We start from the raw sequence: 20,322 nt of genomic DNA, 5'->3' as shown, positions 1-20,322 counted from the left end.
CCGCCGATGGTAATGTTGCATGAAGGCAGGGAATGAGTGGTGGGTGATACAGGGATCGAACCTGTGACCCGCTGATTAAGAGTCAGCTGCTCTACCAACTGAGCTAATCACCCGGAGCATCGTGTCTCGGTGGTGTGGTCACCGCCGCCGTCGATGTGGGGCTGACTTAACCTGTAAATTTTAAGATTGCAAGGGCCGTGAAAACTTAATCACAAGCGAGAAAATATTATCCGCAACAGACATCCCGGATATGGGAAATCAGCGTCAGGACTTGAATTTCTTGGAGAAAGTGGTGGGTGATACAGGGATCGAACCTGTGACCCGCTGATTAAGAGTCAGCTGCTCTACCAACTGAGCTAATCACCCGGAGCATCGTTATTCGGCGGTGTAGGTCACCGCCGCCGTCGATGTGGCGCTGAATTAGCCTGTAGATTCTGAGATTGCAAGTGCCCTTCCGAAAGAAAGTTTGCGCATCCGATCAAACCTCACGTTCTGCGCGGATTATTTGGCGCTTAAGCCGTCCGGGCCGGTGGAAATCACACAAACAGCGTCCCCTCGACGACCTTCACAGCCCCTCCTCCGATCCGTGCGCCCCGAATCCTGCCTCCTTCCACCTCCACTTCGAGTCGGATTCGTGAAGGACGTCCCATCTCCATTCCCTGTTCGATCCAGTAGCAATGGATGCCGTCGAGCGGCTCGTCACTCTCGACCACGGCTCCTGCAAAGGCTGCGGCCGCCGAACCGGTTGCCGGATCTTCGGAAATGCCGAGACCCTGCGCGAACATGCGCACATGGAAGGCGCTATCGTGGAGAATCGATTCGCGACAGTAGATGTAGGCGTTTGGCTGGATGCCATTCACATCCGGCACAAGCTCGCGCCACATCTGGGGATCGAGCCTGGCCTTCGCGGCGGCCCTCAGATTTGCGATCGGCACGCAGACGAACGGCACGCCAGCTGACCAGACCGCCACCGTGTGATTCTCGAAACCCACCTCATGGGGCGAAAGACCAAGCGCTGCGGCTGCCAGCTCCGGCAGAACCTCGATGTCGATTCGCTCCGGCAGACGCGGCAGATCGAATTCGCAGAAGCTTCCCCTGGCAGCGCTGGAAACCGCGCAACGTACCGGACCAATGGTTTCTTCAAGCAGGATCAGCGCCGGGCGAGACTGCTCGCCGTCGGCCTTTGCGAGCTCCGCCAGCGCAATCGCCGTTCCGACTGTGGGATGACCTGCAAAGGGCAGCTCATGCTGCGGGGTGAAGATCCGGACGCGCCTGGTGTGGACGGGATTTTCCGCCGGTGTCAGAAACACCGTTTCCGACAGGTTGAACTCGCCGGCGATGCGCTGCATCTGCGCGGCGTCCAGCCCCTCCCCGTCAAGAACAATTGCCAGCGGATTGCCCGCGAGCGGCGTGTCGGTGAAAACGTCATAGATCAGATAAGGGCGTGCTCTCATTTCCCTTCAGCCCACATCAATGCTTCCCTCGCCCATGTTTAGAGCAGATCGAGCGTCACCGCCACCGGGCAATGATCCGATGCCTTGGGCCGGTCCCATCCGGTGCGCGGGAAGCGGTCGACCTCCTGCCCCGGCGGGAAGATGGCGCGCCACGGCTGGCCATTGCGGATGATGTCGGGCACAGCCTGACTGTTACGCTCTGCGAGCGCCGGAGAGAGCAGCAGATAGTCGAGCTGGCAGAGGTGGCGCTCATCGGGTCCGCGCGTGTGAAACAGCGTCCAGCGGTCGAGCTCAGGTCTGCGCGAGACAATATTTTCGGCGAAGCCATCGGCGAGCAGCAGATCGAGTGAGGACATCTCCTCCTTGACCGGCTCAAACTCATAGCCCGTGACCTCGTCGCCGTGGATCAGCACACGCTCGTAATAGTCGTTGCAGTCGCCGCAGATGAGCCAACGCCTGCGGGCGGCCTTGTCCGCACCAAAGCGCGTCTCGATGATCCGGCGCACGGCAGCCGCCTCCGCCATGCGGACGGGCATGGTTGCATCGCGGCCGTTGAGGCCGTTGCGCCCGGGGCCCATGGACTTGAAGTGGACGAGATAAATCGTCAGCGCCTTGCCGCCTACCTTGAGATCCACCTCCAGGCAGTCGCGGCGGAAGATGCGATCATTCGGATGAATGTTGAGGGGCTCCAGCGCAGGATCGTAGAGCCCGAAGTCATCGAAGGTCACATGCGCGTGCGAGGTGACGCGGACGAGCTCGATCGGATCGCCGTCACGCGTTTCCGTCCGCATCATGATGGCGACGTCAATGCCGCGGGAATCGTTTCCGGTCGACGTGTAGGATTCGCGATAGCCGCTGCCGATCATCTTGAAGAGATAGCCGTATTCAAAGGCCCTCAGAGCGGCCGCGTTGTCCACCTCCTGCAGGCAGAGAATATCGGCGCGCGTGGCGGCAATTGCCAGCGCCGTCAGCTGTCGCGTGTCGTCGGCGTGTGCGATGGCGCGGGCGCGCTCGAGCAGACGGTATTCCTCTTCGTCCTTGATCGAAAACAGCGCGAGGGCGCGGTCCTGATGCAAGCCGTTGCGGAAACCGGAATAATCGAACCGGTTCATCAGGTTCTCGATATTGAAGGTGGCGATGCGAACGGACATTGAACAGTTGTGGGATCAAGCGCGACCGTTGGCAAGAAAAAAGCGAAGGAGTATTCGGCGGACGCTGATTATTCATGCAGCGTTCATTTCAGAAGTATAACTATTTCACGGAGGGCGGATATTGTTTGTGGAGTGTTGTTTATGCGTAAATATCCATCCCCCATTTTGATCAGCAGTATTGCCGCCATTGGACTGAGCCTCTTTTCTCTGTCTGCCCACGCAGCCATGACCGGGCAGCTTTCGGGTAAGCCCTCAGGAACCTCGGGTTCTAACCTGGTCAAGGTTCAAAGCTACATCTATGAATCCGCTCCATACGGTTACAGACACGGCACGAGGTCTCACTACCGGCCGTATCACCACACCGTACCGCGCGTTGTTCCAGCACCCACCCACGGCCACACCTTTACATACGAACTGAAGGTCCGCCCGATTCAACGACCGGATCCTGTCTACGCCGTTCCGCCGACATACGCTGCCCCGCAGCCTGTGGCGCCAGTGTACTCCGCGCCTGTCTATGCAGCACCGCAGGCCGTACAGCCCGGATATTCCATGCCTCCCTCGCATGTGAACTGGTGCGCGACGCGCTACCGGACCTACACGGCCTACGACAACACCTATCAGCCGAGCCGCGGTGTGCGGAGCCAGTGCATATCCCCCTTCTGGCGCTAACGCGAAAACACGCGGCCAGCGCCCGACGCCAAAGGCGGCGTTACCCGACGCCGCCCTCTCGGGGGGCTTTTTTCCTTATGGAGCATTTCATGCGTAGATGGATTTCACTCGCGCTTTTGATCAGCAGCATTTCAATTGCGGGCGGATTGCAGCCCCTGCCCGCGCAGGCCGGTATGGCCAAGGGGATCGCAACAAGGTCAATCCAGACGACCAACCCCAACCTGATCAAGGTTCAGGATTATATTGGTCAGGAGTACCATTACAAATATCCGCAGAGGGCACAGCGCCTCACCTATGAAGAGGCGATGCAGCGAGCAACCCCTCTTGCCCGTACGCCCACTCCCCGGCCATCGCCGCAACACGACCTGTTTGTCGTCGAGCCGTACGTCGTTGAGCCACCCGTCACCCGCCAGAGGGTGAACGTGAAGCACCCGTGCGCTGCACATCCATCTGGTCATTGCGGAACCTCTGTCTACAAGTAAGTGCTGCGTTCCAGCAGCCCCACATAAAAAAGGCGGCGTCCGAAGACGCCGCCCTTTCTTTCAGGTCTGTGAGCCGAATTAGTTGCGGTCCTTGTCGACCAGCTTGTTCTTGGAAATCCACGGCATCATGCCGCGCAGCTTTGCGCCGACTTCCTCGATCTGGTGGGAGTCGTTCAGGCGGCGGGTCGCCTTGAAGCGAGCTGCACCGGAATGCCACTCCTGCATCCACTCGGCGGTGAAACGGCCGGTCTGGATGTCCTTCAGGACGCGCTTCATCTCGGCCTTGGTCTCTTCCGTGATGATGCGCGGGCCGGTGACGTACTCGCCCCACTCAGCGGTGTTGGAGATCGAGTAGTTCATGTTGGCGATGCCGCCTTCGTAGATCAGGTCCACGATCAGCTTCACTTCGTGCAGGCACTCGAAGTATGCCATCTCCGGAGCGTAACCGCCTTCGACCAGCGTCTCGAAGCCAGCGCGGATGAGCTCGACCAGACCGCCGCAGAGAACAGCCTGCTCACCGAACAGGTCGGTTTCGCACTCTTCACGGAAGGTGGTCTCGATGATGCCCGAACGGCCACCGCCAACGCCACAGGCGTAGGAGAGAGCGAGGTCAAGCGCGTTGCCAGAAGCGTCGTGGTGAACTGCAACCAGGCAGGGAACGCCGCCGCCCTTCTGGTACTCGCCGCGAACCGTGTGGCCCGGGCCCTTCGGCGCGATCATGACAACGTCGACAGTCTTCTTCGGCTCGATGAGGCCGAAGTGAACGTTCAGGCCGTGTGCGAAAGCAATCGCTGCGCCGTCACGGATGTTCGGAGCGATCTCGCTGTTGTAGATGCCAGCCTGCAGCTCGTCAGGCGTAGCCATCATCAGGAGGTCAGCCCAGGCAGCAGCCTCGGCAACGGTCATGACCTTCAGGCCATCAGCTTCGACCTTCTTGGCGGTCGAGGAACCGGGGCGGAGCGCAACAGCGAGTTCCTTGGCGCCGGAATCCTTCAGGTTCAGCGCATGGGCGCGGCCCTGGCTGCCGTAGCCGACGATGGCAACCTTCTTGCCCTTGATGAGGTTCAAATCCGCATCGCGATCGTAATAGACACGCATTTCGATTTCCTTCCTTGGTGGTGTTCTGGACAGACCGCTCAGACGCGCCCTGCCGTCTCCTTCTCCCGCACTCCAAAAAGCGCGAAAAACTGTTGAATGGCGTGTTCCGCCTGCGCTTCGAGCGATCGCGGCTTGAACAAACCGGCTTCTCCCAAAAGCATTCTCACGTGCAAGTCACGGACGATAAGCCCATAAAGGGTGCGATAGGCATCGTCCAGATCGTCATAGTGGATATGACCACAGCGCTTGCCCGCCTCGAGCAAGCGCGTTGCAGCCTGATCGATCCTGCGCCGGCCCTGCGCAACCAGCAGCGCGCCGAGGCGGTTGCCCTCGCGGCTCGCCTGCCCGATCGCCAGACGGTTGAGCGCCAACGAAACTTCGCCGGACAGTACGCGCAGAAGATCTTCGGCAAAGCCCGTCAGGTGCATCTCGAAAGCATCACGGGAGAGCGTCGCGCCAGTGTCGGTGAAACCGCGCACCTTGCTCGCCTGATGGGCAATGATTGCGGCGAGCAGGCCATCCCGATCGCCGAACCACTTGTAGAGGCTTTCCTTGGAGCAATTGGCGGCCCGCGCAAGTCCCGCCGTCGTCAGCGCCTTTTCGCCGCCAGCCACAAGCAGCTCCAGCGCGCGTTCCAGCACATCCTGCTGACGCGGTGTTAGCTCTTCCTTGGACTGACGCTCAGGCAACTGAAATTCTCCGTACCGTACGGTACGGTTCTCTCACAATGGAGCCCGTTGCGCAAGCGGTATGTTGGATTGGGGAAGAACAGGAACATCAAGATCATCACCACCAGATACACAAAACCCCGCCGAAGCGGGGTCTTGGGACATCTGTTACAAGGCGATCCGACGGCTTGTCATCGCCTTAATGAATCGCCTGCCTAGTAATCTAGGTCTTAAAGCCCGACGACCGGGTTACCAGGCAAATATAGCCTCGCTGACGGCTTCATTCAATGCCCTTGTCCAGCCCCAAACCGCAGAGAACTGACCATCGAACAGCTTTCAAATCTTGAGGCGTCAAGTTGGCCGACGCATATTGTCGGCGCCCAATCTTGAAGGTCTCCAATCTTTCCAAGCTGATATTCACCAGCATGTCGCATTTTGCCCAACTTGGAAGGTCATCCGGTTCAAGGGGATGATAATTCTTGGACAAGCGGCAACAATACGGCATCCCGTGTCGGGGCTCGGTCAGGCTGATCGGTACTATAGCGGCCAATTGCGATCGGTATGGCAGCCGCGGTGACACAACAATAACAGGTCGCTTCTTGACCATCTCTGGTGGTTTGAAGCCTGAGAAATCACAAAGCAGGACTTGCCCTGCCCTCGGAAAGAACTGCAACGCCATAAACCGCCCCACCCAACGGAACGCTGCTCAAGCAAACCGAACAATCGCCGCTTCCAGCACGCTAATCAAGGTACAGTTTTGGAGAGAGAGCAACGAACGAGGCATTTTGCCTTGCGTCGGCTTGAAGACAAGGTCAGCTGCCAGCACTATAAGCGCAACCCCGTAAACGAACGAGAGAGTCAGCTATGGCCAAGGCAGTTCATTCGATGATCCGCGTCCTCGATGAGGAGCGTTCCGTCAACTTCTACAAGGACGTTTTCGGCCTAGAGGTCGCAGAGCGCTTCGAGTTCGACAGCTTCACGCTGGTGTACCTGCGCAATGCCGAGTCGGAGTTCGAGCTGGAGCTCACGATCAACAAGGGTCGCCTCGATCCCTACGATCTTGGCGAAGGCTACGGGCACCTCGCGTTTACGGTTGAGGATATCGAAGCTGAGCACACGCGCCTTCGTGAAGCCGGCTACCAGCCGCGCGATATCGTCGAACTAACGAAGGATGACGTGCCCCTCGCCCGCTTCTTCTTCGTCTCCGATCCTGACGGATACAAGATCGAGGTGATCCAGCGCGAAGGGCGCTACGTTTGATCGTTGGCGATGTTTGGCTGGTAGGTGTTACCAGCCAAGCGCCTTGTTGTAACGGCGGACGGTTTCGGAAATGCCGTGAACCAGCGCATCGGCCGTCAGAGCATGGCCGATGGAAACTTCGGCCAACATTGGCAGGTGCGTTACCAGGTCCGGCAGATTTTCGACTGTCAGATCGTGGCCGGCATTGATCTCCAGGCCGAGGCTCTCCGCGCGCAAACCGGTTTCGCGGAGCTTTTCAAGCTCCACCTTCGCCATCGCCGCATCATCGTGGCAGGCGCCATATGGGCCGGTGTAGAGCTCGACACGGTCGGCGCCCAGCTCCCTGGCGATCTTCAGTTCCTCGAGGCTCGCATCCGGATCGGCAAAGCAGGAAACACGGAAGCCCCCCTTCTTCAGACGTCCGATCACCCTCGCCAGCAGCTCACGGTTCTGGCTGAATGACCAGCCGTGGTCGGACGTGTTCTGCTCAGGACTGTCAGGCACGAGCGTGACCTGTTCCGGCTCTGTATCCTCGACCAGCTTCAGGAACTCCTCGCTCGGATAGCCTTCGATGTTGAACTCCCGATCAGGGAATTCGTCATCGATCAGGTTGCGGATCTCCGGCAGGTCAGAGAAGCGGATGTGGCGCTGGTCCGGGCGGGGGTGAACGGTCAGGCCGCGAGCGCCCGCCTGCAGCGCCAGACGCCCAATTCCCGTGACACTCGGCCATGGCAGGTTGCGGCGGTTGCGCAGCATCGCAACGGCGTTGAGGTTTACAGAGAGCTTTGCCGGCATGACAGAATCCCGTGCGAGGACGTTTTAGCCAACCGCTATACTCCATCAAAGCGGAACTGACAGGGGGAAATTGCCGTTTCAATGCGATAGCGAAGGACAGGTGACGGATGCTGAACAACGAAACACCGCCAAGAGTAAAGCGAATTGAGACCGATCGGGACGATGTTTTCGCATTTGAGGTGACCGGCGAAATCGTCGCCGCCGACATCGAGAACCTTTATGGCCTCATCGAAGGTGCTTCTCTGCTTCACGAGCTCATCGATATCATCGTGATCGTCCACGACTATGACGGGCTCGACTGGAGCACCTTGTTTCGAGGCGAAACTTATTCGGGCAAGGCCGAAGCCTTCAAGCATATCCGCAGGATCGCGCTTGTTGGCGCCGAAGGCTGGATCAGGACCGGCATTACGGTCGCCAAGCCGTTCACATCCATCGAGATCAAGGAATTCGATCTCGATGAAGCGGACGAGGCCTGGGCGTGGATCGGCGCCAGCCCCCTTCCCGTCTAGCTAGCGCACGATGGTAAGGCGCTCTGCCGCGCGCGTTATGGCCGTGTACAGCCAACGCGCGCGCGTATCACGGAAGGCAAAGCTTTCGTCGAACAGCACCACTTCATTCCACTGCGAACCCTGCGCCTTATGGACGGTCAGCGCATAGCCATAGTCGAAATCATCGTAGCGCTTCTTTGTCTGCCACGGAATTTCGGCGTCCGGCTCATCGAAGGCAGCCTTCAGGAGCTTGATCTTGGCAACGCCACGATCGGGATCGTCTTCTTCCGGCGTCACCAGAAGATTGATGCCGGGCTTCACTGTCTCACGCGACGATGTCATTACCTTCCAGAGCGAGCCGTTCAGCAGGCCCTTGGCCGGATCGTTGCGCAGGCAGACAAGCTTGTCTCCAGCCTGCGGGTAGAGCGCGTCGAAGCCGCGCAGATCGCGCAGGCGCTGATTGTAGCGGCGGCGGGTGCGATTGGTGCCGACCAGAACCTGATCCGCCGAGGTGACGATGTCGCTGTTGATCTCGTTGCGGGAGATCACGCGCGCCTCCCCATATTCGCCGTAGTCCACCTCGCGGCCTTCGCGCACATCAAGCGCCAGCCGGAGGATGGGATTATCACGCGCCTGACGGTGGATTTCCGTCAGCAGGAAATCGGGATCATGGTCGGTGAAGAAGCCACCACCCGAAATCGGCGGAAGCTGCCCCGGATCACCAAGCACAAGGATCGGTGTGCCGAAGGACATCAGGTCGCGGCCCAAAGCCTCATCCACCATGGAGCACTCATCGATGATGATGAGCTTCGCCTTGGCAATCGGGCTCTGGCGGTTGAGCGAGAAGGTCGGCGAGATCATCGTCTTGCCGGTTGTCTCGTCCTCCACGGCCTCCTCGCCCTTGGGGCGATAGATCAGCGAGTGGATCGTACGGGCGTTGCTCGCGCCCTTGGAGCGCAGCACCTGGGCGGCCTTGCCTGTGAAGGCTGCGAACTGGACGTCGCCATCAACGTGCTCGGCGAAATAACGCGCGAGCGTCGTCTTGCCCGTTCCGGCATAGCCGAACAAACGGAAAACCTGCTTGCGCCCGCCGGCCAGCCATTTTGCCACGGCCTGCAGGGCTTCATCTTGTTGCGGTGAGAATTTCATGGCCTCCAGAAACCAGATTCTGGCGCATCTGAACAGCCCGCACGCCCAGCATTTGCCTGAGCCAATCGTTTCACCCTTCCCTTTCGGCCCATTATATTATCTTCCGACACAGGGCTTAGACATTGCACAGTGATGGATCCTGCAATAGATAAGCCTTGATTGTTTTGGGGTTCCGGGCCTTGAACCCGGAAATGAAAGGACTGGGCCGATGACAGGCATCAACGAATTCATCGACAACGAGGTCAAGTCGAACGACGTCGTGCTCTTTATGAAGGGCGTCCCGGACATGCCGCAGTGCGGTTTCTCGGGTCAGGTCGTGCAGATCCTCGATTACCTCGGCGTCAACTACAAGGGCATCAATGTCCTCGCCTCAAATGAAATTCGCCAGGGCATCAAGGACTATTCCAGCTGGCCGACCATCCCGCAGCTTTATGTGAAGGGTGAATTCGTCGGCGGTTGCGACATTGTCCGCGAAATGTTCCAGGCCGGTGAATTGCAGCAGTTCCTGAGCGACAAGGGAGTAGCCGTCCGGGCTGCTTGACCCCGTCAGCTCGCCGGGCGACCGGCAGATAATTCGGATACTGCGATGCGCCGGCGATTCGTCGGCGCATCTGTTTCAAGAAATTGAAAACTGCCGTTCCGGCAGTGCTACCACATTCCAACGCCCATGGCGTTTTGAGTTTTTGGCCAGGAGCCAATCATGGACAAATCTATTGTGAAAGAGCCGCAACCCGGCTCTGCATCTTCTATTGGAGCTCAACCGAGCTACGACCCCGCTTCGCTCATCGGCAAGAAGGAGTTCGTTGCACTTGCGGCCGCGATCATGTCGATCAACGCGCTTGGCATCGATGTCGTACTGCCCGCCCTTCAGCAGATGGGTTCAGCCCTTAACGTCGACGACGAGAACAGCCGCCAGCTGGTGATCACCGCCTATGTGATGGGCCTCGGCCTCGGGCAGATCTTCTATGGCCCATTCGCCGACCGTTTCGGTCGTCGCGGGCCGCTCTTCTTCGGACTTGGCATCTTCATCATCGGCTCGATCATCTCCGCCTTCGTTCCAAGCTTTGCATTGATGCTCGTGCTGCGCGCGCTGCAGGGCTTCGGTGCGGCATCGACGCGTGTCATCGCCGTCTCGGCAGTGCGCGACATGTACGGCGGCCGCCGGATGGCAGAAGTCATGTCGATCATCATGATGATCTTCATGGTCGTGCCGATCTTCGCTCCCACACTCGGACGCATCTTCATGTCGCTCGGCGGATGGCCGATGATCTACGTGCTGACGGCCACCGTGACGGCTGGCATCGCCGTGTGGGCATGGATCCGCCTGCCGGAGACGCTTGCCCCGGAAAACCGTCGGTCGATCGCGGTAAGCTCCATCCTTCAGGGCTTCCGGATCGTGATCACCAACCGCCTTGCCGCCTGCTACATGCTGGCGACCACGGCGATCATGGGTGCGCTGTTCGGGTTCATCAATTCGGCTCAGCAGATCTACATCGACATCTACGACATGGAGGACGTGTTTACCTACATGTTCGCGCTCGGCGGCTCGCTGATGGCTATCTCGTCCTACAGCAACTCCCGCCTGGTCGGACGTGTCGGCATGCGCCGGCTGTCGCATGGAGCGCTTATCGGCTTCATCGGCATCTCCGGCATCTGGCTGATCATCACGCTGTTGGGTCCGGTGCCGTTCTGGCTGTTCTTCCTGCTCTTCTCGCTCGCGATGTTCCAGTTCGGCTGGGTGGCCGGCAATTTCAACGCCATTGCCATGGAGCCGCTCGGCCATGTTGCAGGCACTGCGGCTTCGGTGCAGGGCTTCGTCAGCACCATCGGTTCGGGCCTGTTCGGAGCCTTGATCGGCATCAGCTTTGATGGATCGCTGACGCCAATCGCTGCCGGCTACTTCATCCTCGGTCTGCTGTCGCTCGTCCTGGTCCTGATCGCGGAACGCGGAAAACTGTTCCAGCAGATCAGTCCAGCGGTTAAGCACTAACAAGAAAAAAGGGGCTCCAAACGGGGCCCCTTTTTCGTTGTAGCGACTATCAAAACAGCGGTTCAGCTGGTCCCGGGCGAGGCTTGCCGTCCGGTTCCAGCCCGGCGAAATCAAACAGCTTCATGTCGAGGAGATGCGAGGGGCGGATATTGCCCAGCGCGCGGATCATCGTGTCCTTGCGGCCCGGCATGCGCTTCTCGATATCGGTCAGCATCGCCTTCATGGCGTTACGCTGCAGGCCGTCCTGGCTGCCGCAGAGATTGCAGGGGATGATCGGGAACTTCATGGCGTCGGAGAATTTCTGCAGGTCCGTCTCAGCGCAATAGGCGAGCGGGCGGAGCACCATCAAATCACCCTCGTCATTGACCAGCTTCGGCGGCATGGAGGCCAGACGTCCGCCGTGGAAGAGATTCATGAAGAAGGTCTCGAGGATGTCCTCGCGATGGTGGCCCAGCACCAGCGCACTGCATCCCTCCTCCCGCGCGACACGGTAGAGATGGCCGCGGCGCAGCCGCGAGCAGAGCGAACAGTAAGTCCGATTTTCCGGGATCTTTTCGGTGACGACCGAGTAGGTATCCTGGTACTCGATGCGGTAGCGGACGCCGATGCGATCAAGGAATTCCGGCAGGATGTGTTTCGGGAAGCCGGGCTGTCCCTGGTCGAGATTGCAGGCGATGAGCTCTACCGGAAGAAGCCCGCGCCACTTCAGGTCCATCAGCGCCGCCAGAAGCCCGTAGGAATCCTTGCCGCCGGAAAGCGCCACCAGCCAGCGGTCTCCGGGCCGGGCCATCGAGAAAGCCTCGATCGACTCTCGCACCTGTCTCAGCAGCCGCTTGCGCAGCTTGTTGAACTCAACCGACGATGGCGCATCGCGGTAGATGGGCAGGCTCTCCGCGAAGCTTGTATCTTCGTGCTGAACGTGACTATCGTCCCGCGTGTCCGATGGTGAAATGCCGAGATCAAGTTCCATGCTGCATCCGTCCTGTTCGTGACGACAGCTCTAATGCATTTTGCTTATCAATGGAAAAGCTTTGATCGGACAAATACCCGCCAAATGCATGGTATAGGCCAGTTTTTAGGTAGAAGCTCCTGATCTCGCCTCTTGCGGCGACGCGTAGGACGCAATACCCCTGTGTGACAAAAGTAATGGGATTCAAGCGACTAGCCGTGGCCAACAAAGCAAAGCAACTCGACGTCATCGTTCCGTTCCTGAATGAAGCGGAGTCGGCTATCCACTTCGCGCGGATGGCAGTCGAACTTGCAGATGCGGTGCGGGAGCGGTTTGGCCTCACGACCCGCTTCATTCTCGTGGACGACGGTAGCACGGACAATAGCGTGGCGCTGTTCGAGACCCATATGAATGGCGACTGGAAGCTTCTGTCTCTCTCGCGCAATTTCGGCAAGGAGACGGCAATCCTTGCAGGCCTCGACCATTCCGAGGGCGATTACGTGTTGCTGATGGATGCCGACCTGCAGCACACGACCGACGTGGCGCTCGATATGATTTCGCGGATCCTGAAGGACCCGGAGCTCGACATGGTCTATGCGGTCCGCGCCAACCGCGAGGACGACCGGCTGCTCACGCGCTGGTTTGCGGGCACGTTCTACAAGATCATGAACATGGGCCAGCGCTACGAGATCCCGGAAAATGCCGGCGATTTCCGCGTCATGACCAAGCGTTTCGCCGCCGCCATGCGGCAGCTCAGGGATCGCAAGCGCTTTAACAAGGGGCTTTATGCCTGGACCGGCTTCCGGCAGGAGCGGATCGAGTACATGCCGGCGGCGCGCAAGGCGGGCGCGACCAAGTGGTCGAAGCGGAAGCTCATCGCCTTTTCCGTCGAGGGCTTTACCTCGTTCTCGGTGGTACCGCTGCGGATTCTGTCGGTCTTTGGCGCCTTCGTCGCGATCCTGGGCTTCCTCTATGGAATCAAGATCATTCTGGAAGTGCTGTTCAGCGGCGTGGCCGTTCCCGGCTATCCGAGCCTCATGGTCGCAGTGCTGGTCATCGGCGGGCTCAACCTGGCGCTCGTCGGGCTCGTCGGGGAATATGTCTGGGCGGCCCTAAGCGAGGCGAAGCATCGTCCGATCTACATCCTGAAATCCGTGTCGGGACCGGCGGTCCAGCAGACAGCCGTCTCGCAAGAGATGCCTCGAACGACTGAAGCATGAAGCCGCGCTCCTTCCGCCTTGTCGCCGATGACTATGGATTCTCCCCGGGCGTCTCCCAAGGGATTCGCGCGCTCATCGAACAGGGGCGGCTGTCGGGCACCGGATGCATGACGCTGTTTCCGGACTGGGCGGAACATGTGCGTGATCTCAGACCAGTCGAGCACAATGCCGAAATCGGTCTCCACCTCACCCTCACCGATTTCATGGGGCTCACTGGCGAGAAGCTTCCGCCCCTCAAGAAGGTCATCCTGGGCGTGACAAGCGGCGCGATGCGGCCCGAAAAGATCTTTCGCGAGCTCGACGCGCAGCTCGACCGCTTCACCTCCGAGATCGGCAGGCTTCCGGCCTATGTGGACGGGCACCAGCACGTCCATTTCCTTCAGCCTGTGCGCCAGTGGATCACCGATCGGTTCGCCGGTGTGGCTGACGATCATAAGCCATGGGTGCGCGGAGCGCCGACGCTCAAGGGTGCGCCAGCCAACATCTGGCCAAAGATCTCCTTCGTGAAGGGACTGGCCGCAGGGTTCGAGCGGCAGATCACGGATGCGGGCCTAACGGTGCATGGACCGCTTGCAGGCTTTTATCCGTGGAAGCAGACCGGACTCTTCGAGAAGACGCTCTCAGCACTCTCCTCCGCCCTCCCCGAGGGTGCCGTCATCATGTGCCATCCGGGCTTCGTGGATGACGTGCTGCGCTCACGGGACGCGTTCACCGATGCGCGCGAGGAGGAGCTGCGCTTTCTCGCCAGCGATGCCTTTGCCGCGCTGCTGGCTTCGACCGGTACAGAACTCGCGCGGCCGCGCTCGTGATGGAGACAGCTCACCCACGACGCTTGAGCTCCAAGGCGATCCGCTTCGCAGCCGTCGGCATCGCCAATTCGGGAATCGATTTCCTCGTCTTCACGGCCTTGGCGTGGGCCGGGCTCCCTGCCCTCGTCGCAAATGTTCTCGCCTGGGCCGTGGCCGTGACCTTCTCCTACGCGGTCAATTCGCGCTGGACCTTTGACGCAGCGGAAACGCTCGGCAAGCAGAAATCCTTCCTCCGCTTTGCTTTATCAGGTGCAGCCATTTCGCTTGGTTCGTCCAGCCTGGCGCTGGTGCTGCTGACGCCGCTTGTCGGGCTGCTGCCGGCCAAGCTCATCGGTATCGTTGTGGGCGCCGTGCTCAACTTCTTCGCCGCCCGCTGGTCAATCGAGGACAAGGTGGTCTGAGCTTACCCGTTTTCGGGCAACGCGAAGTGCAGCTTCACGGTCCACTCCTTGCCAGTCGCATCCAGAACGGAAACCGTCTCGGTTTCGCTGAACTCGACCGGAAACGACTCCAGGCTCTGCTCACAGACGGCTTGGTCTGCAAGGCAGGCAATTGCCATCCCGTGCCGGGCGATATCCTCCGGCTTGATCCAGGGCGTCTTCGCGAAAGAGTTGTCGATGAACGAATAAGGCTTTGATTTTCCGTAGAAGCTGGCGCCGCTCGACAGCACCTTGTCGCCTGCGACATACATCAGCGGCGCATTCGTATGGCGGCTCCATGCGACTTCAAGCGCATCCGCCGCAGCCTCTACGGGCACATGGCTGTAGTGCTTCTCTTCAGATACCCCGAGATAAAGAACGAACGGAGTTGCGGCGATCAACGCACTGCAGAAAATGGCAACAATGACTGGAATAACGTCTCGCCTTGCCTCAAGTGCACCTCCAGGGATGGCTGCCAGAAGGAAAATTGGCACCGCGAAGAACATCGGCAGGCCCCACACGGAGCTGAGCCGCGTGCCAAGCACAATCCCGATAATCAGCGTCACGATGATCGAGCCGAAAGTCGTCCAGGCAAGCGCACGTCCTGCAACGGTATCGCGGAACAACTGCAGGCCGGACCGGTCAACGAACCGCTTACCGCCCACGCGATTTCGCAGAAACGCAATATAGAGAATGAGCACCATCGGCAGCGCGTAGAGGATGAGCGCGCCGAGGAAGCGGATGCCGGAGGTTACGCCGTCCAGCACGTGCCCGTCGCCCTGCGAAGCAGCATAGGTTATCGGCAGGAAGTCCATTTCCACCAGCCAGCCGAAATGCGGCACGAGAGCCACGAGGAAGATCGCCGCCGCGATCCATGTCGTGGGTGTCCGCAGAAGCGAGCGTGCCTCGCGGTCGAACAGAATGTGGAGGACGATCGGCAGCAGCAGCACAGCGGTGAAATACTTGGTCAGCATCCCGATGGCAGCGGCAACGCCCAGGATCAGCGCGTCACTCAGCTTCCGGTTTTCAAGGAAGCGCAGGTAGAAGAGCACGATCAGTGGCCAGAGCGGCAGAAGTGCCGAATTGGCATTAAACTTCGTTGCGAGGAACGTCGTCGGCGGAAGGAAGAAGAAGAGTGCAGCGGCGAGCAGAGAGCGCCATGGATCGAGGAACCGCAGCGCGATCCGCCAGCTCAGGAAGACGGCGAGCGCTGCATTCACTGCAGACAGAAGATAGTAGGCCCAGTCGGCGCGCGGAAAGACTTCGAACCAGGCGGCGGTGGTCCAGGCGAAGAACGGCGGATGCTTGAAATAGCCCCACTGCCAGCCAATGCCCCAGGCGAAATTTTCGAGCATGTCGCCATAGGGGTCGAGGTTGAGGCGCGTCATGACGGGATAGACTGTCCACAGGACCACGAAAACCGCCAGGAGTGCCAGCATCTGCCACCACTGACCCGCCGTGTTCTGCCCGATTCCGGCTGAATGCGCTCTGGTCTCGCGCGCTATAGACAATGCCCCGCTCCTCGTTCATCTCATAAAAAAAGCGCCCGACAGCATGACCTGCCGGACGCCTTGTCGCAACCCGAATGGGGTATATCAGCGCGAGTAGAACTCGACCACCAGGTTCGGTTCCATCTGTACCGCGTAGGGTACATCGCCCAGAACCGGGGTACGAACGTACTTGGCCGTCATCTTGTTGTGGTCGACTTCAACGTAGTCAGGAACGTCACGCTCAGCGGACTGTGCGGCCTCGAGGACCAGAGCCAGCTGCTTGGACTTTTCCTTGACTTCGATGACGTCGCCCGGACGGACGCGGAAGGACGGGATGTTGACCCGGCGACCGTTGACCAGAACGTGACCGTGGTTGACGAACTGACGAGCAGCAAACGGGGTCGGAACGAACTTGGCGCGGTAGACGATTGCGTCCAGACGCGACTCGAGCAGGCCGATCAGGTTTTCGCTGGTGTCGCCCTTACGACGGTTGGCTTCCTCGTAGATCTTGCGGAATTGCTTCTCGGAAAGATCGCCGTAGTAGCCCTTGAGCTTCTGCTTGGCGCGGAGCTGCTGACCGTAGTCGGTCATCTTGCCCTTGCGGCGCTGGCCGTGCTGGCCCGGGCCGTATTCACGCTTGTTGACCGGGGACTTCGGACGTCCCCAAATGTTTTCGCCAAGACGACGGTCAATCTTGTACTTGGCTGAGTGGCGCTTGCTCACCGCATTCCCTTTCAAATAACTGCACCCGCAACGACATGTTACGGGCAAAGGAACGCGCCCTCCTCTGACCCCTTTATCTGAGGCCTGACAGGAACCCAGCGCACGCTACGCCGGATTTCCACGGGACACGTTGGAGTGCCCAGAGACCCAGAAGAGCCTCTGTGCGGGGGTTCCTCTAGGTTACTTCGCGGCGGGAGTCAACGCTTCCGGCACGTTTCGTGCAATCTGACGCAGCGAATTGGGCAGGACAGCTTCTGCCACAAGCAGCTTCTCCGTGCTCGTCACAAAGCCGAAGCCGCGCATCAGCCTGCGCAGGCTCGCGGGCGGTTCGCCTGAGGTAAAGTACGCGTAGTCAACGTGGTCCATCACCTCGCCTGCAGGCGGCGTCACGAGCGCCATGGCCCTTCGCGCGATGGCTTCCGCGGGGTCAATCCAGTCCACCGGCCAGGGAGCGACCTTGCGCATCCGGTTGACAAGGAAGGGATAATGCGTGCAGGCCAGCACCACGATGTCCGTGTGGCGGCCATCCATATCGATGAAGCACGGCGCGATCTCCTCGCGCACCTGTTTCTCGTCGACGAAGCCTTCACGCATGTATTGCTCGGCCAGAGCAGCAAGGTTCTGGCTACCCACCAGCCGCACGTGGCACTGGCTGCCATAGGTGCTGATGAGGTCGCGGGTATACTGGCGCTCGACCGTGCCCGGGGTGGCAAGCACCGAGACAATGCCCGAGCGAGTGCGCTCGGCCGCTGGCTTGATCGCCGGAACCGTGCCGACGAAGAGCTGGCCGGGGTATGCGGCGCGCAGCTCGGCAATAGCGAGCGTGGAGGCTGTGTTGCAGGCGATGACGATCACAGCCGGATCGAAGCGGTCGATGAGCCTGCCGAACAGCCCTACCAGGCGTTCACGCAGCGCGTCCTCTTCCCAGCCGCCATAGGGAAAGGCCGCATCATCGGCCACGTAGACATAAGGGTGCTCGGGCAGCAGCACCCGCGCTTCCTTGACTACCGAAAGTCCCCCAATCCCCGAGTCGAAGAAAAGGATCGGCCTCGTTCCCATTATTTATTCCTCGTCCGGGCTCCCGGAGCCCTTGGGCCGTTTTGGAGAGTATTTTTCCAGCGAACCAAGTACCCCTCGCAACGCTGTAAGCTCCTCGGCAGTAAAGGCCGGCCGCGTAAACAACGCCCTTAAGTTGTCGATCATTTTGGGCTTTTTGTCGGCGGTGCGGAAATAGCCGCGTTCCGAAAGAACGCGATCGAGGTAGTCCATCAGGCTATTAAGGCTATCTTTGCTCGCAGGAATCCTCTCAGCCATCTGTGGACGAACGGCTTCATCTGGCTGCGTCTTCATCCACTCGTAGGACATCAGCAGGACGGCCTGCGCGATGTTGAGCGATGCAAAAGCCGGATTTACCGGAAAGGTGACGATCTCATCAGCCAGCGCCACTTCTTCATTGGTGAGGCCCCAGCGCTCGCGGCCGAAGAATATGCCAACGCGCTCGCCGCGGTTATGGCGCGCGCGCAGGTCGACCGTCGCCTCCACCGGTCCACGAACAGGCTTGAACCCGTCACGCGGACGGGCAGTCGTGGCAAAGATGAAGTTCAGATCCGCGATCGCGTCCTCAAGGCGGTCGAAGACCCTCGCCCCGTCGATCACGTGGTCTGCCTTGCTGGCAGCTGCCCTCGCCTTTTCGTTCGGCCAGCCATCGCGCGGATTGACCAGGCGCAGTTCAGCCAGACCAAAATTGGCCATGGCGCGCGCCACCATGCCGATGTTCTCGCCAAGCTGCGGTTCCACAAGGATGATTGCCGGTCCGTCGGCAATCATTGCCTGCTGTTTGTCTGTTCCAGCCATGAATACCTGTCAGAGCATTTCCGATCGGGCAAAGGTCGCCGCGTTCGGAGAAATGCGGGATGTTGGAGCCAAAATGCCCTTGTTCTGTCGCATCACGCTCTACCGCCTTCTCCAACCATCGTAAAGCGCCGCTTTCCATGGTTTTTCGTCGCGCCAAGAGCTTTGCCTGCGGGAATTGCGATGCTATAGGGTCGCACGCTCAAAGCGATGCCTTTGGGGGCGGAAGGTCCGCGATTGTCGAGAAGAGGTTAAGAATGGCGAAAATCAAAGTAGCAAATCCCGTCGTGGAACTCGACGGCGATGAAATGACCCGCATCATCTGGCAGCTTATCAAAGACAAGCTGATCCACCCCTACCTCGACATCGATCTGGAATACTACGACCTTTCGATCGAAAATCGCGACGCGACCGACGATCAGGTCACTATCGACGCCGCCAATGCAATCAAGAAGCACGGCGTTGGCGTCAAGTGCGCGACCATCACCCCGGACGAGCAGCGCGTCGAGGAGTTCAACCTCAAGAAGATGTGGAAGTCGCCCAACGGCACGATCCGCAACATCCTCGGCGGCGTGATCTTCCGTGCTCCGATCATCTGCCAGAACGTTCCGCGCCTCGTTCCGGGCTGGACGAAGCCGGTTATCGTCGGCCGTCACGCCTTCGGCGACCAGTACCGCGCAACCGACTTCAAGTTCCCCGGCAAGGGCAAGCTCACCATCAAGTTCGTCGGTGAAGACGGCCAGGTCATCGAGCACGAAGTGTTCGACGCGCCGGGCTCCGGCATCGCCATGGCAATGTACAACCTGGACGATTCGATCCGCGACTTCGCACGCGCTTCGCTGAACTACGGCCTGCAGATGGGCTACCCGGTCTATCTCTCCACGAAGAACACGATCCTCAAGGCCTATGACGGCCGCTTCAAGGATATCTTCCAGGAGATCTACGAGGCCGAGTTCGCCGACAAGTTCAAGGAAGCCAAGATCACCTACGAGCATCGCCTGATCGATGACATGGTGGCTTCGAGCCTCAAGTGGTCCGGCGGCTACGTCTGGGCCTGCAAGAACTACGACGGCGACGTCCAGTCCGACACGGTTGCACAGGGCTACGGCTCGCTCGGCCTGATGACCTCCGTGCTGATGACGCCGGATGGCCAGACCGTCGAGGCTGAAGCTGCACACGGCACGGTTACCCGCCACTATCGCCAGCATCAGCGCGGCGAAGAAACCTCGACCAACTCGATCGCTTCGATCTTCGCCTGGACCCGTGGCCTCGCCCACCGCGCGAAGCTCGACGGGAACGAAGAGCTGGCAAAGTTTGCCACGACGCTTGAAACCGTCTGCATCGATACGGTTGAAGCTGGTCACATGACCAAGGACCTGGCGCTGCTCATCGGCCCGGATCAGCCGTGGCTCTCCACCACGGGCTTCCTCGACAAGGTCGACGAAAACCTCCAGAAGGCAATGGCCTAAGGATTTCAGGAAGGGGCTGGCATCGACCAGCCCTTTTCTTTTGTTGCCAAAGCAACCTTCGCATCCATACCCAGACAAGAAAACTATTCACATCGCATAAGTGAATACGTCCTCTTTTCCCAATCGCTATACTGTAGCATTAACCGTTAGAACACGGTACAGTCAGCGCTAATATAGCATAGCACTATTTTCGCCGCCCGAATCAGCCT

Annotated in this window: 22 protein-coding genes and 2 tRNA genes; 10 read left to right on the top strand and 14 right to left on the bottom strand. The window is 59.6% G+C overall.

Annotated features, from left to right (window positions below):
• Positions 1-37: 37 nt before the first annotated feature.
• From IEX27_RS01035 to IEX27_RS01020, 4 genes are all read right to left on the bottom strand, one after another.
• Positions 38-113, bottom strand: a tRNA-Lys gene (locus tag IEX27_RS01035).
• A gap of 177 nt (positions 114-290) precedes the next feature.
• Positions 291-366, bottom strand: a tRNA-Lys gene (locus IEX27_RS01030).
• A gap of 170 nt (positions 367-536) precedes the next feature.
• A complete protein-coding gene (locus IEX27_RS01025) occupies positions 537-1,454 on the bottom strand; it encodes a PhzF family phenazine biosynthesis protein (RefSeq protein ID WP_188719066.1) in 918 nt (305 codons plus the stop codon).
• Positions 1,455-1,492: 38 nt separating this feature from the next.
• Positions 1,493-2,605, bottom strand: coding sequence for an endonuclease/exonuclease/phosphatase family protein (locus tag IEX27_RS01020; RefSeq protein WP_188719065.1), 1,113 nt, complete (start codon positions 2,603-2,605; stop codon positions 1,493-1,495).
• A gap of 141 nt (positions 2,606-2,746) precedes the next feature.
• On the opposite strand from IEX27_RS01020, the gene IEX27_RS01015 reads away from it, so the two are divergent.
• Together IEX27_RS01015 and IEX27_RS01010 are read left to right on the top strand one after the other, a co-directional pair.
• The gene (locus IEX27_RS01015) at positions 2,747-3,274 is read left to right on the top strand and encodes a BA14K family protein (protein ID WP_244630177.1); all 528 of its coding nucleotides are present in this window, start codon (positions 2,747-2,749) and stop codon (positions 3,272-3,274) included.
• An 89-nt stretch (positions 3,275-3,363) separates the two neighbouring features.
• Positions 3,364-3,756, top strand: coding sequence for a hypothetical protein (locus tag IEX27_RS01010; protein ID WP_188719064.1), 393 nt, complete (start codon positions 3,364-3,366; stop codon positions 3,754-3,756).
• A 78-nt stretch (positions 3,757-3,834) separates the two neighbouring features.
• Here IEX27_RS01010 and ilvC read toward each other — a convergent pair whose 3' ends face one another.
• The 3 genes from ilvC to IEX27_RS00995 form a co-directional block, all read right to left on the bottom strand.
• Complete coding sequence (gene ilvC / locus IEX27_RS01005) at positions 3,835-4,854, bottom strand: ketol-acid reductoisomerase (protein ID WP_188719063.1); 1,020 nt, start codon at positions 4,852-4,854, stop codon at positions 3,835-3,837.
• Between the two features lie 38 nt (positions 4,855-4,892).
• Complete coding sequence (locus IEX27_RS01000) at positions 4,893-5,543, bottom strand: TetR/AcrR family transcriptional regulator (protein WP_188719062.1); 651 nt, start codon at positions 5,541-5,543, stop codon at positions 4,893-4,895.
• Between the two features lie 259 nt (positions 5,544-5,802).
• The gene (locus IEX27_RS00995; RefSeq protein ID WP_188719061.1) at positions 5,803-6,201 is read right to left on the bottom strand and encodes a type II toxin-antitoxin system PemK/MazF family toxin; all 399 of its coding nucleotides are present in this window, start codon (positions 6,199-6,201) and stop codon (positions 5,803-5,805) included.
• Between the two features lie 185 nt (positions 6,202-6,386).
• Here IEX27_RS00995 and IEX27_RS00990 point away from each other — a divergent pair, with 185 nt between their 5' ends.
• Positions 6,387-6,782 (top strand): VOC family protein, encoded by a 396-nt coding sequence (locus tag IEX27_RS00990; protein ID WP_188719060.1) that lies wholly within the window; start codon positions 6,387-6,389, stop codon positions 6,780-6,782.
• A 27-nt stretch (positions 6,783-6,809) separates the two neighbouring features.
• Here the strand turns inward: IEX27_RS00990 and IEX27_RS00985 are convergent, their stop codons facing one another.
• Positions 6,810-7,556, bottom strand: a complete 747-nt coding sequence (locus tag IEX27_RS00985; RefSeq protein WP_188719059.1) for a pyridoxine 5'-phosphate synthase — start codon at positions 7,554-7,556, stop codon at positions 6,810-6,812.
• Positions 7,557-7,663: 107 nt separating this feature from the next.
• Here IEX27_RS00985 and IEX27_RS00980 point away from each other — a divergent pair, with 107 nt between their 5' ends.
• Positions 7,664-8,065 carry a SpoIIAA family protein gene (locus tag IEX27_RS00980; RefSeq protein ID WP_188719058.1) on the top strand — a complete coding sequence of 134 codons (402 nt, stop codon included), beginning with the start codon at positions 7,664-7,666 and terminating at the stop codon, positions 8,063-8,065.
• Here IEX27_RS00980 and IEX27_RS00975 read toward each other — a convergent pair whose 3' ends face one another.
• Positions 8,066-9,193: an ATP-dependent DNA helicase gene (locus tag IEX27_RS00975; RefSeq protein WP_188719057.1), complete on the bottom strand. Its 1,128-nt coding sequence runs from the start codon at positions 9,191-9,193 to the stop codon at positions 8,066-8,068.
• Between the two features lie 208 nt (positions 9,194-9,401).
• On the opposite strand from IEX27_RS00975, the gene grxD reads away from it, so the two are divergent.
• Both grxD and IEX27_RS00965 read left to right on the top strand, forming a co-directional pair.
• Positions 9,402-9,734 (top strand): Grx4 family monothiol glutaredoxin, encoded by a 333-nt coding sequence (gene grxD / locus IEX27_RS00970; RefSeq protein ID WP_188719056.1) that lies wholly within the window; start codon positions 9,402-9,404, stop codon positions 9,732-9,734.
• Between the two features lie 159 nt (positions 9,735-9,893).
• Positions 9,894-11,183, top strand: coding sequence for a multidrug effflux MFS transporter (locus IEX27_RS00965; RefSeq protein ID WP_188719055.1), 1,290 nt, complete (start codon positions 9,894-9,896; stop codon positions 11,181-11,183).
• A 49-nt stretch (positions 11,184-11,232) separates the two neighbouring features.
• On the opposite strand, the gene ttcA is transcribed toward IEX27_RS00965, so the two are convergent.
• Entirely contained in the window at positions 11,233-12,153 is a 921-nt protein-coding gene (gene ttcA, locus IEX27_RS00960) for a tRNA 2-thiocytidine(32) synthetase TtcA (RefSeq protein ID WP_188719054.1), read from the bottom strand.
• Positions 12,154-12,350: 197 nt separating this feature from the next.
• On the opposite strand from ttcA, the gene IEX27_RS00955 reads away from it, so the two are divergent.
• Genes IEX27_RS00955 through IEX27_RS00945 form a run of 3 tightly spaced genes read left to right on the top strand, consistent with a single transcriptional unit; the run spans position 12,351 to position 14,562 of the window.
• Positions 12,351-13,352 carry a glycosyltransferase family 2 protein gene (locus tag IEX27_RS00955; RefSeq protein ID WP_244630176.1) on the top strand — a complete coding sequence of 334 codons (1,002 nt, stop codon included), beginning with the start codon at positions 12,351-12,353 and terminating at the stop codon, positions 13,350-13,352.
• Positions 13,349-14,161 carry a ChbG/HpnK family deacetylase gene (locus IEX27_RS00950; RefSeq protein WP_188719052.1) on the top strand — a complete coding sequence of 271 codons (813 nt, stop codon included), beginning with the start codon at positions 13,349-13,351 and terminating at the stop codon, positions 14,159-14,161. Before IEX27_RS00955 ends, IEX27_RS00950 begins: the two co-directional genes overlap by 4 nt.
• Entirely contained in the window at positions 14,161-14,562 is a 402-nt protein-coding gene (locus IEX27_RS00945) for a GtrA family protein (protein ID WP_188719566.1), read from the top strand. The genes IEX27_RS00950 and IEX27_RS00945 overlap by 1 nt, the downstream gene beginning before the upstream one ends.
• Positions 14,563-14,564: 2 nt before the next feature.
• Here IEX27_RS00945 and IEX27_RS00940 read toward each other — a convergent pair whose 3' ends face one another.
• From IEX27_RS00940 to IEX27_RS00925, 4 genes are all read right to left on the bottom strand, one after another.
• Positions 14,565-16,091: a glycosyltransferase family 39 protein gene (locus IEX27_RS00940; protein ID WP_244630175.1), complete on the bottom strand. Its 1,527-nt coding sequence runs from the start codon at positions 16,089-16,091 to the stop codon at positions 14,565-14,567.
• Positions 16,092-16,175: 84 nt separating this feature from the next.
• The gene (gene rpsD, locus IEX27_RS00935; RefSeq protein WP_188719051.1) at positions 16,176-16,793 is read right to left on the bottom strand and encodes a 30S ribosomal protein S4; all 618 of its coding nucleotides are present in this window, start codon (positions 16,791-16,793) and stop codon (positions 16,176-16,178) included.
• A gap of 180 nt (positions 16,794-16,973) precedes the next feature.
• Positions 16,974-17,852, bottom strand: a complete 879-nt coding sequence (gene murI / locus IEX27_RS00930; RefSeq protein WP_188719050.1) for a glutamate racemase — start codon at positions 17,850-17,852, stop codon at positions 16,974-16,976.
• A gap of 3 nt (positions 17,853-17,855) precedes the next feature.
• On the bottom strand, positions 17,856-18,647 hold the full coding sequence (locus tag IEX27_RS00925) for an RNA methyltransferase (RefSeq protein WP_188719049.1): 792 nt from the start codon (positions 18,645-18,647) through the stop codon (positions 17,856-17,858).
• 254 nt (positions 18,648-18,901) lie between these two features.
• Here IEX27_RS00925 and IEX27_RS00920 point away from each other — a divergent pair, with 254 nt between their 5' ends.
• Positions 18,902-20,113 (top strand): NADP-dependent isocitrate dehydrogenase, encoded by a 1,212-nt coding sequence (locus IEX27_RS00920; RefSeq protein ID WP_188719048.1) that lies wholly within the window; start codon positions 18,902-18,904, stop codon positions 20,111-20,113.
• The last annotated feature ends 209 nt before the right edge of the window (positions 20,114-20,322 follow it).

It is taken from the genome of Nitratireductor aestuarii (assembly GCF_014641695.1).
Classification (GTDB): Bacteria; Pseudomonadota; Alphaproteobacteria; order Rhizobiales; family Rhizobiaceae; genus Chelativorans; species Chelativorans aestuarii.
Note: the sequence above shows the minus strand (reverse complement) of the source record. Positions and strands in the feature narration are given on the sequence as shown.

Bases quoted from the DNA above. Each gene is read 5' to 3' on its own strand.
- IEX27_RS00980 (WP_188719058.1), top strand. From the start codon at position 7,664: ATGCTGAACAACGAAACACCGCCAAGAGTAAAGCGAATTGAGACCGAT.
- IEX27_RS00995 (WP_188719061.1), bottom strand. From the start codon at position 6,201: ATGGCGTTGCAGTTCTTTCCGAGGGCAGGGCAAGTCCTGCTTTGTGAT.
- ttcA (WP_188719054.1), bottom strand. From the start codon at position 12,153: ATGGAACTTGATCTCGGCATTTCACCATCGGACACGCGGGACGATAGT.
- IEX27_RS00945 (WP_188719566.1), top strand. From the start codon at position 14,161: ATGGAGACAGCTCACCCACGACGCTTGAGCTCCAAGGCGATCCGCTTC.
- ilvC (WP_188719063.1), bottom strand. From the start codon at position 4,854: ATGCGTGTCTATTACGATCGCGATGCGGATTTGAACCTCATCAAGGGC.
- IEX27_RS00965 (WP_188719055.1), top strand. From the start codon at position 9,894: ATGGACAAATCTATTGTGAAAGAGCCGCAACCCGGCTCTGCATCTTCT.
- IEX27_RS00925 (WP_188719049.1), bottom strand. From the start codon at position 18,647: ATGGCTGGAACAGACAAACAGCAGGCAATGATTGCCGACGGACCGGCA.
- IEX27_RS00950 (WP_188719052.1), top strand. From the start codon at position 13,349: ATGAAGCCGCGCTCCTTCCGCCTTGTCGCCGATGACTATGGATTCTCC.
- IEX27_RS00985 (WP_188719059.1), bottom strand. From the start codon at position 7,556: ATGCCGGCAAAGCTCTCTGTAAACCTCAACGCCGTTGCGATGCTGCGC.
- IEX27_RS01025 (WP_188719066.1), bottom strand. From the start codon at position 1,454: ATGAGAGCACGCCCTTATCTGATCTATGACGTTTTCACCGACACGCCG.
- IEX27_RS01015 (WP_244630177.1), top strand. From the start codon at position 2,747: ATGCGTAAATATCCATCCCCCATTTTGATCAGCAGTATTGCCGCCATT.
- IEX27_RS00920 (WP_188719048.1), top strand. From the start codon at position 18,902: ATGGCGAAAATCAAAGTAGCAAATCCCGTCGTGGAACTCGACGGCGAT.
- IEX27_RS01010 (WP_188719064.1), top strand. From the start codon at position 3,364: ATGCGTAGATGGATTTCACTCGCGCTTTTGATCAGCAGCATTTCAATT.
- IEX27_RS00975 (WP_188719057.1), bottom strand. From the start codon at position 9,193: ATGAAATTCTCACCGCAACAAGATGAAGCCCTGCAGGCCGTGGCAAAA.
- IEX27_RS01020 (WP_188719065.1), bottom strand. From the start codon at position 2,605: ATGTCCGTTCGCATCGCCACCTTCAATATCGAGAACCTGATGAACCGG.
- murI (WP_188719050.1), bottom strand. From the start codon at position 17,852: ATGGGAACGAGGCCGATCCTTTTCTTCGACTCGGGGATTGGGGGACTT.
- IEX27_RS00990 (WP_188719060.1), top strand. From the start codon at position 6,387: ATGGCCAAGGCAGTTCATTCGATGATCCGCGTCCTCGATGAGGAGCGT.
- grxD (WP_188719056.1), top strand. From the start codon at position 9,402: ATGACAGGCATCAACGAATTCATCGACAACGAGGTCAAGTCGAACGAC.